At 71.4% G+C, this 14446-nt stretch carries 12 protein-coding genes; 8 read left to right on the top strand and 4 right to left on the bottom strand.

The genetic code is table 11. The annotated features are described in order from the left end of the window. The first annotated feature begins 7 nt into the window (after nucleotides 1–7). Nucleotides 8–1111 (top strand): SGNH/GDSL hydrolase family protein, encoded by a 1104-nt coding sequence (locus KME78_RS57015; protein ID WP_246654746.1) that lies wholly within the window; start codon nucleotides 8–10, stop codon nucleotides 1109–1111. A gap of 25 nt (nucleotides 1112–1136) precedes the next feature. On the opposite strand, the gene KME78_RS67750 is transcribed toward KME78_RS57015, so the two are convergent. Further along, on the bottom strand, nucleotides 1137–2048 hold the full coding sequence (locus KME78_RS67750; RefSeq protein WP_219538420.1) for a chorismate mutase: 912 nt from the start codon (nucleotides 2046–2048) through the stop codon (nucleotides 1137–1139). Nucleotides 2049–2333: 285 nt separating this feature from the next. Between KME78_RS67750 and KME78_RS57005 the strand changes: the two genes are divergently transcribed. Genes KME78_RS57005 through KME78_RS56980 form a run of 6 tightly spaced genes read left to right on the top strand, consistent with a single transcriptional unit; the run spans nucleotide 2334 to nucleotide 8876 of the window. Beyond that, a complete protein-coding gene (locus KME78_RS57005) occupies nucleotides 2334–4064 on the top strand; it encodes a serine/threonine-protein kinase (RefSeq protein ID WP_219538419.1) in 1731 nt (576 codons plus the stop codon). A gap of 10 nt (nucleotides 4065–4074) precedes the next feature. Then, the gene (locus KME78_RS57000; protein WP_219538418.1) at nucleotides 4075–5658 is read left to right on the top strand and encodes a serine/threonine-protein kinase; all 1584 of its coding nucleotides are present in this window, start codon (nucleotides 4075–4077) and stop codon (nucleotides 5656–5658) included. Between the two features lie 5 nt (nucleotides 5659–5663). Beyond that, nucleotides 5664–6509, top strand: coding sequence for an AraC family transcriptional regulator (locus KME78_RS56995; RefSeq protein WP_219538417.1), 846 nt, complete (start codon nucleotides 5664–5666; stop codon nucleotides 6507–6509). Between the two features lie 10 nt (nucleotides 6510–6519). After that, nucleotides 6520–7182 carry an AzlC family ABC transporter permease gene (locus KME78_RS56990; protein WP_219538416.1) on the top strand — a complete coding sequence of 221 codons (663 nt, stop codon included), beginning with the start codon at nucleotides 6520–6522 and terminating at the stop codon, nucleotides 7180–7182. Beyond that, nucleotides 7179–7490: an AzlD domain-containing protein gene (locus KME78_RS56985; protein WP_219538415.1), complete on the top strand. Its 312-nt coding sequence runs from the start codon at nucleotides 7179–7181 to the stop codon at nucleotides 7488–7490. The genes KME78_RS56990 and KME78_RS56985 overlap by 4 nt, the downstream gene beginning before the upstream one ends. Nucleotides 7491–7499: 9 nt before the next feature. After that, on the top strand, nucleotides 7500–8876 hold the full coding sequence (locus KME78_RS56980; protein WP_219538414.1) for a serine/threonine protein kinase: 1377 nt from the start codon (nucleotides 7500–7502) through the stop codon (nucleotides 8874–8876). Nucleotides 8877–8884: 8 nt separating this feature from the next. Here KME78_RS56980 and KME78_RS56975 read toward each other — a convergent pair whose 3' ends face one another. From KME78_RS56975 to KME78_RS56965, 3 genes are read right to left on the bottom strand one after another with little or no spacing between them, the layout of a single operon-like run. Next, nucleotides 8885–9814 (bottom strand): RluA family pseudouridine synthase, encoded by a 930-nt coding sequence (locus KME78_RS56975; RefSeq protein WP_219538413.1) that lies wholly within the window; start codon nucleotides 9812–9814, stop codon nucleotides 8885–8887. Next, a complete protein-coding gene (gene lspA, locus KME78_RS56970) occupies nucleotides 9807–10385 on the bottom strand; it encodes a signal peptidase II (protein ID WP_308127526.1) in 579 nt (192 codons plus the stop codon). The genes KME78_RS56975 and lspA overlap by 8 nt, the downstream gene beginning before the upstream one ends. Next, nucleotides 10349–10738 carry a TraR/DksA family transcriptional regulator gene (locus tag KME78_RS56965; RefSeq protein WP_214637658.1) on the bottom strand — a complete coding sequence of 130 codons (390 nt, stop codon included), beginning with the start codon at nucleotides 10736–10738 and terminating at the stop codon, nucleotides 10349–10351. The genes lspA and KME78_RS56965 overlap by 37 nt, the downstream gene beginning before the upstream one ends. 441 nt (nucleotides 10739–11179) lie before the next feature. On the opposite strand from KME78_RS56965, the gene ileS reads away from it, so the two are divergent. Beyond that, entirely contained in the window at nucleotides 11180–14326 is a 3147-nt protein-coding gene (gene ileS, locus KME78_RS56960; protein WP_219538412.1) for an isoleucine--tRNA ligase, read from the top strand. Nucleotides 14327–14446 lie beyond the last annotated feature (120 nt).

Raw genomic sequence — 14446 nt, 5'->3', positions numbered from 1 at the left:
GGCGGAGTTGTCGCCATGTTGTCGCCACGTTGTCGCCGCTCGGGAGGCCGCGCTGAACGGGACGAGATGGAAGATCGTCCAGGTCGCCGCGGCCGCGCTCCTCGGTGCCGCGCTGGCCCTGGCGGGGGCTCCCCTGGGCCTCTACACGTCGCTGGCCTGCGCCACCATCGGCGCGGGCTGCCCCGCCGGGCCGCCGCACGGCAGCCTCCCGGTCCTGACCCGCCTGACGCCGGTACAGGCCGCGCAGAGCGGCACGTACGTGGCGCTGGGCGACTCCTACTCCTCCGGCGAGGGCGTCTTCGACCGCGCCGCGCGGCCGATCAACAGCGGCGCCGACCGCTGCCACCGCTCGCCGGGCTCCTACGTGCCGCTCGTCGCGGGCGCCCACCGGTTCGGCGGCGGCAGCGCCTTCTGGGCCTGCAGCGGCGCCACCACCCGCCAGCTCTTCTCCGGCCAGTACGGCCAGCAGCCGCAGATCGAGCGCGTGGGCGCCGCCGCCAGCCTGGTGACGCTCAGCATCGGCGGCAACGACGCGGGGTTCACCAGTGTGCTCACCGGCTGCATCGTCAAGCTGCCCTGGTCCTCGGCCTGCCTCGACCAGCAGTCCGAGGTGACCAAGCGGATCGCGGCGCTGGGGCCGAGCATGACGAAGGTGCTGCGGGAGCTCAGGCGCCGGGCACCGAACGCGCGCATCATCGTGCTCGGCTATCCCCGGCCGTTCCCCGCCGCACCCCCGGACGGGTTCGACAACCTGACCGTCGAGGACCAGCGCTGGCTCAACGGCATGACGCGGCGGCTCAACGACGTCGCGGCGCGGGTGACCGCGGAGTTCGACCGGGGGATCGTGGCGTTCGGGGGCGCGGGGAGCGTGGAGTACATCGACGCCTACGACGCCTTCGACGGGCATGAGGCGGGGCGGCCCGACCCGTACCTGAACGGGCTGGCGCTGGACCTGGACGAGTTCGTGGTCAACAGCCGCAGCTTCCATCCCACCGGGGCGGGCTACCGGCGGTTCGCCGAGCTGGTCAACGCGCGGATCGCGGCCGGACCGGGCCGGCCGATGAACAACTTCCGCCTGACGACCCCGGCCCCCACCGACAGCCGCTTTTGACCGATCTCCGCCACTCAGCGGTCGGTCAGTCGGCGGTCGACCGTTCCTCGGCGAGGCTCAGGCCCGCCTCGATGACGGCGTTCATGATGGGCGCCAGCCGGTCCTCGCCCAGTTCGGGGGCGCGGTTGGCCATCCGGGCGACGAGTGCGCGCTCGCGCTCCATGTCCCGGCCCTGGAAGCCGCCGACCGGCTTGAGTGTCTGCACGATCCCGGCGAGCGCGGCCCGGCGTTCGAGCAACGTGGCCAGCGCCGCATCCACCCGGTCGATCGCCTGCCTGCACTCGGGCAGCGTGGCGGGGGTCTCGGGACGGACCAGCGGCCCGACGAGCGTGACCGCCTCCTCCGCCAGCCGAACGCCCGCCTCACCGGCGGAGCGGCGCTCATCCGTCCGGTGGGCGTCGCCCGCGCCGCTCTCCGGCCCGTCCGCGGGAGGACGGGACACGATCAGGCCGTCGGCGCCCGCCGCCACCACCGCCGCGGACAGCCCGAGGTCCGCGCTCACGTCCGCGAGCACCGGCCGCCCCGACGCCGCCCGCGCGGCCCGCAGCAGCCCCAGGTCCAGCCGTCCCGTCTCGCACAGGATCACCCGGTCGTCGCACTCCAGGGCACAGTAGTCGGCCAGCCCGAGCCACTCCTCCAGCGTCGCCGACGCCCGGCGCTCCACCACCACCGGCAGTCCCAGCCCGGCCACGGCCCGCACCAGCGGGATGTCACGCGTCCACGCCGCCCCGATGACCACCCCGTCGGCCGCCCCGGCGATCGCCGGCAGGTCGGCCGCCGAGCCCGGCTCGACCAGCGTCACCCCGTCACGCGCGCGCCACATCTCGGTGGCCCGGCCCGGCCCGCGCAGGCTGATCCGGCTGATCACCACGGCCGGGCCGTCGCCCACCCGCAGCCCGCCCACGGTGACCACATGCCGTTCCAAGGTCGATGACATCTCGGCTCCCCACATCGGCCGGCTCCCCTGGAACCGGCGGGAAATCAAAAAGGCAGAGACGATGGCGTCTCTGCCTGCTGCCGACTCCGGGTGGTCGCTAGCCGACCGGCCCTCCCGGAGCCGGCTCGGTAAACGCGTAGCGACAAGTCATGTCTGAAACCTTACACCCGGTCCTCTAGCTGCTGGACTCCGCTTCTCACATAGCGGACTAGCCTTCAGGCGAGTCGCCGTTGATCCCTCGCTATGGGAGTATTTCTTGGCCTAGAGGAGGGTACGAGGCCGTTGATGTCGGATCGTAAGCGGGACGGACGCCGCATCGCCGGTCGTTACCAGCTGCAGGAACCCATCGGCAGGGGTGGCATGGGCATCGTCTGGCGAGCCCATGACGAACTTCTCGACCGCACGGTCGCGGTCAAGGAGGTCAGATACGCCGCCGCCCTGGGTGACGAAGTGCAGCTGCTGAACCGGCGCACGATGCGCGAGGCGAGGGCCGCGGCCAGGTTCGAGCACCCCAACGTGATCGTCGTACATGACGTGATCGAAGAGGACGGTCGTCCCTGGATCGTTATGCAACTCGTCCAGTCACGCTCCCTGGGAGCCGTGATCAAGCAGGACGGGCCGTTGCCGCCCAAGCGGGTGGCCGAGATCGGCCTGGCCGTACTCGACGCGCTGCACCGCGCGCACGAGTCCGGCGTCCTGCACCGGGATGTCAAGCCGGAGAACGTGCTGCTCGCCGATGACGGCCGGGTGGTGCTCACCGACTTCGGCATCGCGACGCTGGAGACGGAGACGCAGCTCACGGTGACGGGGCTGGCGGGCACTCCGGCGTTCATCGCGCCCGAGCGGCTCAAGGGGCTGCCCGCGCGGCGCGAGTCGGACCTGTGGTCGCTCGGCGCGACCCTGTACACGGCGGTGGAAGGCCGCTCGCCACACGAGCGCGGCATGGCGCTCGCCACCATGCACGCCGTACTGACCGACGAACCCGACCCGGCGCCCCATGCCGGGCCGCTCTCCGGCGTGATCAGCGGCCTGCTGACCAAGGAGCCGGTGCAGCGCCTGGGTTACGAGGAGACCGGCGAGTTGCTGCGGGCCGTCATCACGCAGCAACGGCCACGGAAGTCCCCGATGTCGGCGCCCGCGCCGACCGCGGTGATCCCGCCGGCCGTGGACGAGACTCCGACCGACCCCGAGCTGGTGGTCCCGGACGCCCCCGTCCCCGAGACCGGTTTACGGCTCACCCCGGCGACCGGCGGCGGTGCCGAGGAGCCCCTCCCCTCCACCCGGAACGTCGTCAGGCCCGACGGCCGCCGGTGGGGCCCGATCGTCGGCGTGCTCGTCGCGGTGGTGCTCGTGGCGGGCCTGGGCGGCTATCTCGGCCTGCGCTCGGCCAAGAACAGCCCTGAGGACGACGGGACGAAGTCCGCGTCCGTCACCTCATCTCCCAAGGAGTCCGGCAAGCAGCCGACGGCCAGTGCCGACCCGACGAAGAACCCGCCGAGCAGCGCCCCGCCGTCCACCCCACCCCCGTCTCCGACGCCAACGGCCACGCCCAAGTCCACCAACACGGCCGCCGCGGTGCCGGATGGCTGGAGGTTGTACACCAACAAGAAGCTGAAGTTCTCCGTCGCGCTGCCGAAGGGCTGGACGAAGTACCGAAGCGGCACCAACCAGATCGCGTTCCACGGACCTGGCGCGGGCAGCAACGCGTACATCATGTTCGAGATGACGAAGCACCCCGGCAAGGACCCCGTCAAGGACTGGAAGAAGCAGGAGAAGACCGCCAAATACGGGTTCGGCGGCTACGAGAAGATCAGCATCAAGGCGGTCGACTACATGGACGGCGCGGCGGACTGGGACTTCACCTGGAACACCAACACCGGCCCGACCAGGGTCCGCAACCGCGGCTTCATCGCCAACGGCCGCGGCTACGCGATCTACTGGCACAACCTGTCCAGCCGGTGGAAGAAGGACAAGCACTTCTTCGACACGTTCGCCGCGACCTTCATCCCGAAGTAGGCTTTTCTGCGTGGAAAGGCAGGTCAGCAACCGCTACCGGCTCATCGAACCGCTCGGCGAGGGCGGGATGGGCGTGGTCTGGCGTGCCTACGACGAGCTGCTCGACCGTACGGTCGCGATCAAGGAGGTCCGCTACACCGGCGTCGGTGACGACAAGCGGGCCGACCTCAATCGCCGGACCATCAGGGAGGCCAGGGCGGCGGGCCGCCTCGACCACCCCTCGGTGATCGTCATCCACGACGTCGTCGAGGAGGACGGCCGCCCGTGGATCGTCATGCAGCTGATCCGCTCGCGGTCGCTAGCCGAGGTGATCCGCGAGCACGGGCCGCTGCCGGTCGCGCAGGCCGCGCTGATCGGCGGCCGGGTGCTCGACGCGCTGCGGGCCGCGCACGCGACCGGGGTGCTGCACCGCGACGTGAAGCCCGAGAACGTGCTGCTCGCCGACGACGGCCGGGTGGTGCTCACCGACTTCGGCATCGCCTCGCTGGAGGCCGAGGCCGGTCTGACCGCCACCGGGGGCCTGGTGGGCACGCCCGCCTACATGCCGCCCGAACGCCTCAACGGCGAGCCCGCCCGGCCCGAGTCCGATCTGTGGTCGCTGGGCGCGACGCTGTACGCGGCCGTCGAGGGTGTGCCGCCGTTCAAGCGCGACTCGTGGGCGGCCACGGTCGCGGCGGTGCTGCGCGACCTGCCCGGACAGCCGGTCAGGGCAGGCGTGCTGGGCCCGGTGATCATGGGTCTGCTGCAGCGGGATCCGGCCGCGCGCATGTCCGCCGACGAGGCCGCCCATCTGCTGCGGGCCGCCGCGTCCGAGCCCGCCCCGTACGGATATGCCGCGCCTCCGGCGCCCCCGCCCGGCCCTGCCGGGTCCTGGTCGGACATGACCGGGCCTGGCGAGCGGGGGCCCGCGGGGACCGTTTCGCTGCGGGCCCGGCGGCGTGGGTGGTTCCTGGGCGTGCCCGCGGCCGTGCTCGCCGTCGCGGCGCTGGGCACGGGCGGCTGGTACGTCGTCACCACCTCCCAGTCGGCGACCACCCCGACCCCGGCACCCACCTCGACGTCCACCCCCGCCCCCAGCCGCGCGACGGCGTCGCCCACCGCCACCCCCGAAGCGTCCACCACCCCCACCACGCCACGCCTGCCCGCCGGCTGGCGCCGGCTCGCCAACTCCGCCGGACAATTCTCGATCGGCATCCCCCAGGGCTGGCAGGCCAAGAAGAGCCCCACCAGGGACAGCATCACCGTCACCGGCCCCGGCACGCCGGGCATGCTGCTCGTCGAGTGGACCGTCCCCGACAAGCCCGTGGCCGATCCCGCGCGCGCCTGGGTGGAGCTGGAGAAGGAGATCCAGGCCAAGGGCGAGTTCGCCGGCTATGAGCGGATCGGCATCAGGTCCACGACCTACCTCGGCCGGCCGGCCGCCGACTGGGAGTTCACCCGGCAGCGCGGCGGCACCCTGATCCACGTGATCAACCGGGGCTTCCGCACCGCCGACGGCCGGCACTACGCCCTCTACTGGGACACGACCGACGCGCGCTGGGACCAGGACCGGCACTACTTCGACCAGTTCGTCAAGACGTTCAGGCCCGAGTGAGTGCCATGGAGCAGGAGCAGGCGCTCTTCTGGCGGCACCCGGCGGTGCCCCAGGTGGACCTGCTCAAGGCCCGCTACGTCACCCACCGCTTCGCCCGGCACGTGCACGACGGCTACGCGATCGGCCTCATCCTCCAGGGCGTGGAGGAGTTCGACTACCGGGGCAGCCTGCACCGGGCGGGCGCGGGCGAGGTGGTGCTGGTCAACCCGGAGTCGGTGCACACCGGCCAGGCGGGCATGGAGGACGGCTGGACGTACCGGATGCTCTACCCGTCGGTGGAGGCGCTCTCGGAGCTCGCGGCCGAGCTCGGCCTGCCTTACGCGACGCCGTACTTCCCCGAGCAGGTGGTGCGGGACCCGGCGGTGGCCACGCTGCTCGGCCGGGCGCACCTGACCGCCGAGCGCGGTGACGCGCTGGCCGCCCAGTCGCTGATGCGTGGCTTCTTCGCCCGCCTGCTGATCCGGCACGCCACGCCGCGCCCGTCCGCCGTCCTGCCCGCCGAGGGCGGGCGGGCGGTCGCCGAGGCGCTGGACGTGCTGCACGAGAGCCTGGTGGACCCGCCGTCGCTGGACGATCTCGCGCTGACCGTCGGGGCGCGGCCGTTCCCGCTGCTGCGCGCGTTCAAGGCGGCGACCGGCCTGCCGCCACACGCCTACCTGACCTCGCTGCGGATCCAGCGGGCGCGCCACCTTCTGAACTCCGGTGTACGGCCGGCGCAGGTGGCCGCCGAAGTGGGCTTCACCGACCAGGCCCATCTGAACCGCCACTTCAAGCGCATCGTGGGCGTTCCACCCGCGGCCTACCAACGTGCGGCAGGAACGTACAAGACTGGCGATCCCCACCTCACCTAGCGTCACCTGCATGGAACAGACAACACACCGTTCCGCCGCCATACGGGACGGTCTGGGCGTGGGCCTGGCCGTGGGGCTGTCCGGGCTCGCCTTCGGCGCCGCGGCGATCACCGCGGGCCTCAGCGTGGCGCAGGCGTGCGTGCTGAGCCTGCTGGCGTTCACCGGCGCCTCGCAGTTCGCGCTGGCCGGCGCGGTGGGCGCGGGCGGCGACCTGGTGGCGGCCGCCGCGGGCGCGCTGCTGCTGGGCGGCCGCAACACCCTCTACGGGCTGCGCCTGGCCGACCTGCTGCGGGTACGCGGCCCGCGCAGGCTGCTCGCCGCGCAGGGCGTGATCGACGAGACCACCGCCGTCACCCTCGCCCAGCCGTCGCCCGAGACGGCCCGCGTCGGGTTCACGATCACCTTCGCCAGCCTGTACGTCACTTGGAACCTCACCACCCTGGCCGGGGCGCTCGGCACGTCCTTCCTCGGCGATCCGGGGATGTTCGGGCTGGACGTGGTCGGCCCGGCCACGTTCCTGGCCATCCTGTGGCCGCGCCTGGTGGGCAACGTCCAGCTCAGGTGGCTGGCGGTGGCCGGCGCGGCGGTCGCGCTGTGCGCCACCCCGTTCTTCCCACCGGGCGTGCCGGTGCTGCTGTCGGCGGTCGTCGTCCTGGCGGTGCTGGTCCGATGACGCTGTGGTGGGCGATCGCGGCGGTGTGCGCCGGGTGTTACGCGCTCAAACTGGCCGGGCTGGCGGCGCCGCGCCGGGTGCTCGACCATCCCCGGGTCCGCCGCTTCGCCGAACTGGTGCCCGTGGCGCTGCTGGCCGCGCTGATCGCGGTGCAGATGTTCGCCGAGCACGGCGAACTGCGCTTCGACCTCGCTCGTACGGCCGGGCTGGGCGCGGCCGTGGTGGCGCTCCTGCTGCGCGCGCCCTTCCTGATCATTTTGGCCACAGCGGCGGCCGTCACCGCGCTTGTCCGGGTCTTTATCGGGTAGACGCCGGACATGTCCGATTCTGCGCTGCTGGTCGGTGGACGATACCGGCTGGTCAAGACCATCGGCCAGGGTGGGATGGGAACCGTCTGGCAGGCCCACGACGAAGTGCTCGGCAGGGACGTGGCGGTGAAGGAGATCCATCCCCCTCCGGACCTGACCGACCCCGAGCGAGACGTGTTCAGCGTCCGTACCTTCCGCGAGGCCAGAGCCGCGGGGCGGGTGGCGCACCCCGGTGTCGCCACCGTGTACGACGTGCTCGAAGAGCACGGCCACCCGTGGATCGTCATGCAGCTCATCCACTCACGCACCCTCGGCGAACTGGTACGCGACGACGGCCCGATGCTGCCGGCCGATGCCGCCGACATCGGGGTGCAGGTGCTGGAGGCGCTGCGCGCCGCGCACGCCGCCGGGGTCCTGCACCGCGACGTCAAACCGGACAACGTGCTGCTGACCGAGGACGGCCGGGCGGTGCTCACCGACTTCGGCATCGCCACCACCGAGGGAGAGGCGCCCGTCACCAGGACCGGGGTGCTGGTCGGCACGCCCGCGTTCATGGCGCCCGAACGGGCGGCGGGCGGCGAGGCACGTGTCGCCTCGGACCTGTGGGCGCTGGGCGCGACCCTGTACTTCGCCGTCGAGGGCCACTCGCCGTTCCAGCGCCCGCACGCGCTGGCCACGCTGGGCGCGGTCCTGCACTCCGAGCCGGCCCCGATGGCCCGCGCGGGCATGCTGGCCCCGGTCATACTCGGGCTGCTGCGCAAGGACCCAGCCGAGCGGATGACGCTGGACGAGGCCGAGCACCAGCTGCACCGCGTGATGATCAGCGATTCCGTGGAGTCCACCGCGCCGGTGGCCATCCCAGTGCCGCCCGCGATGCCCGTACGGGACGCGGCGGCGGAAGCGGGCGCGATGGCCGGGCCCGACCCGGTGGATGAAGCGGCCCCGGCCACAGTCGCGCCTGGGAGGCAACACAGGCCGCCGCTGACCGCGGTGGCGGCGTGCACGCTCGCCCTGGCCGTCCTGACCGCGGGCGCCGCGTGGTGGACGAACCGGCAGGCCGGCGTCCGCTCACCGACGCCGGTCCCGGCCGTGGTACGCACCTCCAGCGTCAGCCCTTCGGGCCCGACCCCCGCGCCGACGCACACGCGGCCGACCACTTATCAGAACCCGGTACGGCAGGACACCCCGCCCCCCACGGGCCGGACCGGCGAGCCCACCCCGGCCCCGACCGGCACGGAGACGAAGAAGCCGACAGAGAAGGCCTCGGCCACGCCCAGCAAGAGCAAGTCCCCCGAGAACACCAAGACGACGGCCAAGACCACGAAGAAGGCCACCGAGCCCACCGACGTGCCGCCTGCCGACGACGCCGAGGACGAGGCCGAGTAGGCGGTCGGTCAGGACTCCTCGCGTACGATGTCGAGGGCCCGCCGCAGGTCATCGGGGTAGTCGGTGGAGAACGACAGCCACTCGCCCGTGCTCGGGTGCTCGAAGCCGAGTGACACCGCGTGCAGCCACTGCCGCGTGATGCCCAGCCGGGCGGAGATCGTCGGGTCGGCGCCGTACATCAGGTCGCCCACGCACGGGTGGCGGAGCGCGGACATGTGCACCCGGATCTGGTGCGTGCGGCCGGTCTCCAGCTTGATGTCCAGCAGCGAGGCCGCCCGGAACGCCTCGATCGTGTCGTAATGGGTGATCGACGGCTTCCCCCCGGCGACCACGGCGAACCTGCCGTCGCCGGACGGGTGCCGGTCGATGGGCGCGTCGACGGTGCCCCTGAACGGGTCCGGATGGCCCTGCACGAGCGCGTGGTAGCGCTTGTCGACCGTACGCTCCTTGAAGGCGCGCTTGAGGTGGGAGTAGGCGTGCTCGCTCTTGGCCACGACCATGGCGCCGGTCGTGTTGGCGTCGAGCCGGTGCACGATGCCCTGCCGCTCGGCCGCGCCGCTGGTGGCGACCGTGTGGCCGGCGCCGAGCAGGCCGCCGATCACGGTCGGTCCCGTCCAGCCGACGGTCGGATGGGCGGCCACCCCGATGGGCTTGTTGACCACGACGATGTCGTCGTCCTCGTAGACGATCGTCATGCCGGGAACCGGTTCGGCGACCGGCATCGGCATGGTGACCGGCGGCGGGAGCGTCACGTCGAGCCAGGCGCCGGCGTGCACGCGGTCGGACTTGGCGGGCGCCCGGCCGTCGACGAGCACCTCGCCCGCGCCGATCAGCTCGGCGGCGCGGGTGCGGGAGAAGCCGAACAGCCGCGAGATCGCGGCGTCGAGCCGCTCACCCTCCAGCCCGTCGGGCACGGCCAGGCTACGCTGGTCAGCCATGCTTGACCTCCCTGGTGCCGTCGATCTGGTAGCCCCGCCAGGCCAGGATCACCGCGAGGATCCCGCCGCACACGATGGCCGAGTCGGCCACGTTGAACACCGGGAAGTAGTCGATCACGGGGAAGTGCCCCGGCAGCACCTCGATCCAGTCGACCACGTGGCCCTGGAACTGGATGGACCTGCCGATGCCGGAGGGGTAACGCAGCAGCCGGTCGGTCAGGTTGCCCAGCGCCCCGCCGAGCAGCAGCCCCAGCGTGATCGCCCACGGCAGGCTGCGCATCTTGCGGGCGGTGCGGAGGATCGCGATCACCACGCCCGTCGCGATGAACGTGAAGACGATCGTCATCCCGGTGCCGAGGCTGAAGGCGGCACCGGAATTGAAGATCACCCGGAGCTGCAGCACGTCCTGGATCACCACCAGGGGCGCCTTGCCCTCGAGTGTCCGCAGCACGATCGTCTTACTGATCAGATCGGCCGCGTAGATCACGACCGCCAGCACGACGAGGACCGCGAAGAGGCGGCCGCGCCGCCCCTCTACCGGCGCTCCTCCTTCTGCTTGCAGGTCACGCACAGCGTCGCCCTCGGGAACGCCTGCAGGCGTTCCTTGCCGATCGGCTTGTGGCACGATTCGCACACTCCATAGGTCCCTGCGTCGATCCTGGCGATCGCACGTTCGTTCTGCGCGACCAGGTCGCGTGCATTCAGGGTAAGGGCGATCTCGCGTTCGCGCTCATACGTCTTGGCTCCCGCGTCCGCCTGGTCGTCACCCGCCCCCTGGGTGACGTCACCCGACGCGATCTCCGACTCATGGCGAAGAATGTCGGTGTTGAGCTCGTCGATCTCGCTCTGCAGCTGGCCGCGGACCTCGGCGAGCTCCTCCTCCGACCACATCGGCGGTGTAGCGGTCTGCGTGACGGGCGTCATGGTGCTACCTCCAGGCTGAACCAAGGCCGTAAATGGTGCGGGCAGCTTAGGTCTCCCATAACAGAACAGCAAACGACCCGCCGGACGATTTACCTCTCCCGTACTATCCCGCCCCGGCGGTTCAACGCCTCCGCCGCCGTGCGCGTTCCCACAACTTTGTCGGGCTTTACGAGTTCGCTACCTGCTCACTGCAAACGCGGAAGCTTTGCGGTCCACTCTGCGTTATCGTGTGAAGCTGCAAGGCGTTGATGGGGCCCCGCTGTGAGGGATATCACCCCGGAGCCGCCGGAAGAACGGCTCTCACGAGCTCACTAGACCCGGCCGCAGCATGAAATGAAGAGGGCCTCACACGAGGCCAAGAAGGGTGGTACCGCGGAGCCGCATGGCTTCGTCCCTTCACGCCGACCTGTCAGCCAGTGATCGCGTGGAGGCCCGCCCGAGATGTCTTCCCCTTCTTTCCGCCCTCTTCCCGCGCAGGTCGACCTGCCCGCGCTCGAGCGCGAGGTCCTCGACCGGTGGCGGGACGGGAAGATCTTCGAGCGGTCCGTCGAGCAGAACGACGGCAACCCCTCCTGGACCTTCTACGAGGGCCCGCCCACCGCCAACGGCCTGCCCGGCGTCCACCACGTCGAGGCCCGGGTGTTCAAGGACCTGTTCCCCCGCTACAAGTCGATGCGCGGCTTCAGCGTGCCGCGCAAGGCGGGCTGGGACTGCCACGGCCTGCCGGTCGAGGTCGGCATCGAGCGAGAGCTCGGCCTCACCGGTAAGAAGGACATCGAGGAATACGGCATCGCGGAGTTCAACGCCAAATGCCGCGAATCCGTGCTGCGCCACGTCGACGCCTTCGAGCAGATGACCGAGCGGATGGGCTACTGGATCGACCTGTCCACCGCCTATCGGACCATGGACCCGTCCTATATCGAATCGGTCTGGTGGTCGCTCAAGGTCGTCTTCGACAAGGGCCTGCTGTTCCGCGACTTCCGCATCACCCCTTACTGCCCGCGCTGCGGCACCGGCCTGTCCGACCACGAGCTGGGCCAGCCCGGCGGCTACGAGAACGTCTCCAGCCCGTCGGTCTACGTACGCATGCCCGTCACCTCCGGCCCGCTGAGCGAGCTCGGCGCCGCCCTGCTGGTGTGGACGACGACGCCGTGGACGCTGGTCTCCAACACGGCCGTGGCCGTACACCCCGAGGTGACCTACGTCGCGGCCCGTACGACGGACGGCGAGGTGCTGGTCGTCGCCGAGCCGCTGCTGTCGGTGCTCGGCGAGGGCGCGACCGAGGTGGCCCGCTTCACCGGCCGCGAGCTGGAGCACACCTCCTACACGCGGCCGTTCGACCTGGTCGACATCCCCGGCGCCCACTACGTGGTGCTCGGCGACTACGTGACGGTCGAGGACGGCACCGGGCTGGTCCACCAGGCTCCGGCGTTCGGCGCCGACGACCTGGCCGTGACCAAGCGTTACGACATGCCGGTCGTCAACCCGATCGGGCCCGACGGGCGCTTCCTGGACGACGTGCCGATGGTCGGCGGCCAGTTCTTCAAGGACGCCGACGAGGGCCTCACCGAGGACCTGCGGGTCCGCGGCCTGCTGTTCCGCGGCGGCCACTTCGAGCACAGCTACCCGCACTGCTGGCGCTGCCACACGCCGCTGCTCTACTACGCGCTCCCCTCCTGGTACATCAGGACCACCGCGGTCAAGGACCAGATGCTGGCCGAGAACGCCAAGACCAACTGGTACCCCGACACCATCAAGTGGGGCCGCTTCGGCGAGTGGCTGCGCAACAACGTCGACTGGTCGCTGTCGCGCTCCCGCTACTGGGGGACGCCGCTGCCGCTGTGGGTGTGCACCGAAGACGAGTCTCACGTGACGTGCGTCGGGTCGATGGAGGAGCTGGGCACGCTCGCCGGCCGCGACGTCTCAGCCCTCGACCCGCACCGCCCGTACGTCGACGACGTCACCTTCCCCTGCCCGTCCTGCTCGGCCGAGGCCCGCCGCGTGCCCGACGTCATCGACGCCTGGTACGACTCGGGCTCCATGCCGTTCGCCCAGTGGGGCGCGCGCGGCAAGCCGGAGGGCGTCTACCCGGCGCAGTTCATCTGCGAGGCGACCGACCAGACGCGTGGCTGGTTCTACTCGCTGATGGCCGTGGGCACGCTGGTGTTCGGCCAGTCGTCCTACGAGAACGTACTCTGCCTCGGGCTCATCCTGGCCGAGGACGGCCGCAAGATGAGCAAGCACCTGGGCAACATCCTGGAGCCCATGCCGCTGATGGACCAGCACGGGGCCGACGCGCTGCGCTGGTTCATGGCCTGCGGCGGCTCGCCGTGGGCGGCCCGCCGCGTGGGGCACAACGCCCTTGAGGAGATCGTCCGCAAGGTCCTGCTGACGTACTGGAACACGGCCTCCTTCTTCACCCTCTACGCCAACGCCGAGTCGTGGACTCCCGACCGCCTGGCGCAGGCGACCCCCGCGGCCGAGCGTCCGCTGCTCGACCGCTGGGCGCTGGCGGAGCTGCACAGGACGGTGGCCGAGGTCACGGCCGCCCTGGACGAGTTTGACACCCAGCGGGCCGGGCGCCGGCTGGCCGAGTTCCTCGACGATCTGTCCAACTGGTACGTACGCCGCTCGCGCCGCCGCTTCTGGCAGGGGTCGGCCGACGCGTTCGCGACGCTGTACGAGTGCCTGGAGACGGTCACGCGGCTGATGGCGCCCATCGCGCCGTTCGTCACCGACTACCTCTGGGACGTGCTGCGCGGCGACGGCGCGCCCTCCTCCGTACACCTGACCTCATGGCCCGCCGTACGCGACGACCTGCTCGACCCCGCGCTGTCGGAGCGGATGGCGCTGGTACGGCGGCTGGTGGAGCTGGGCCGCTCGGCCCGCGCCTCCTCGGGTGTCAAGACCCGCCAACCGCTCGGCCGCGCCCTGGTCGGAGCGCACGGCTGGCCCTCGCTCCCGCCCGAACTGCGTGACCTGATCGCCGACGAGCTGAACGTCCAGGCTCTCGAGGACATGTCCGGCTTCAGCGCCGATCTCGTGTCCTACACCGTCAAGCCCAACTTCCGGGCCCTCGGCAAGCGGTTCGGCTCGCAGACCAAGCTGGTGGCGGCAGCCGTCGGCACGGTGGAGGCCGCCTCCCTGGCCCGCACCCTCCGCTCCGGCGCCTCCGCCACGGTGGACGTTGCGGAACTGGGCACGGTGTCCCTCGGCCCCGACGACGTGATCGTCACCGAACAGCCCCGCTCCGGCTGGGCCGTCGAGACCGGCGCCGTCGACACGGGCACCGGCGAGACGGTGGCGCTCGACCTGGAGCTGACGGACGACCTGCGCCAGGCCGGCCTGCTGCGCGAGGTCATCCGCCTGGTGCAGGAGGCCCGCAAGTCGACGGGCCTGACCATCACCGACCGCATCTCCCTGTGGTGGTCGGCCGCCGACCCGGCCGTGGCGCAGGCGCTGCGGTCGGGGTGGCAGGTGGTGGCGGACGAGGTACTCGCCACGACCGTCACGGAGGGCGTCGAGGCCGGCCTGCCGTCACACGCGGACACGGACCTGGGACTGACGTTCCAGCTACGCCGCGCCTGACGGAACCGTACGTTGTGGGACGCGCCTTGCGGGCGCGTCCCCTTCGTGGCCCGTAACTGCCAGACCGGCTCGCAGTCACTCAGCCGACGGCCTCGCGGCCCGTTCTGGCACAGCGACTCA

Origin of the sequence: Nonomuraea guangzhouensis (genome assembly GCF_019396345.1) — a bacterium.
GTDB lineage: Bacteria > Actinomycetota > Actinomycetes > Streptosporangiales > Streptosporangiaceae > Nonomuraea > Nonomuraea guangzhouensis.
The sequence above is the reverse complement of the archived record's forward strand: the minus strand, read 5'-3'. Positions and strand labels throughout refer to the sequence as shown.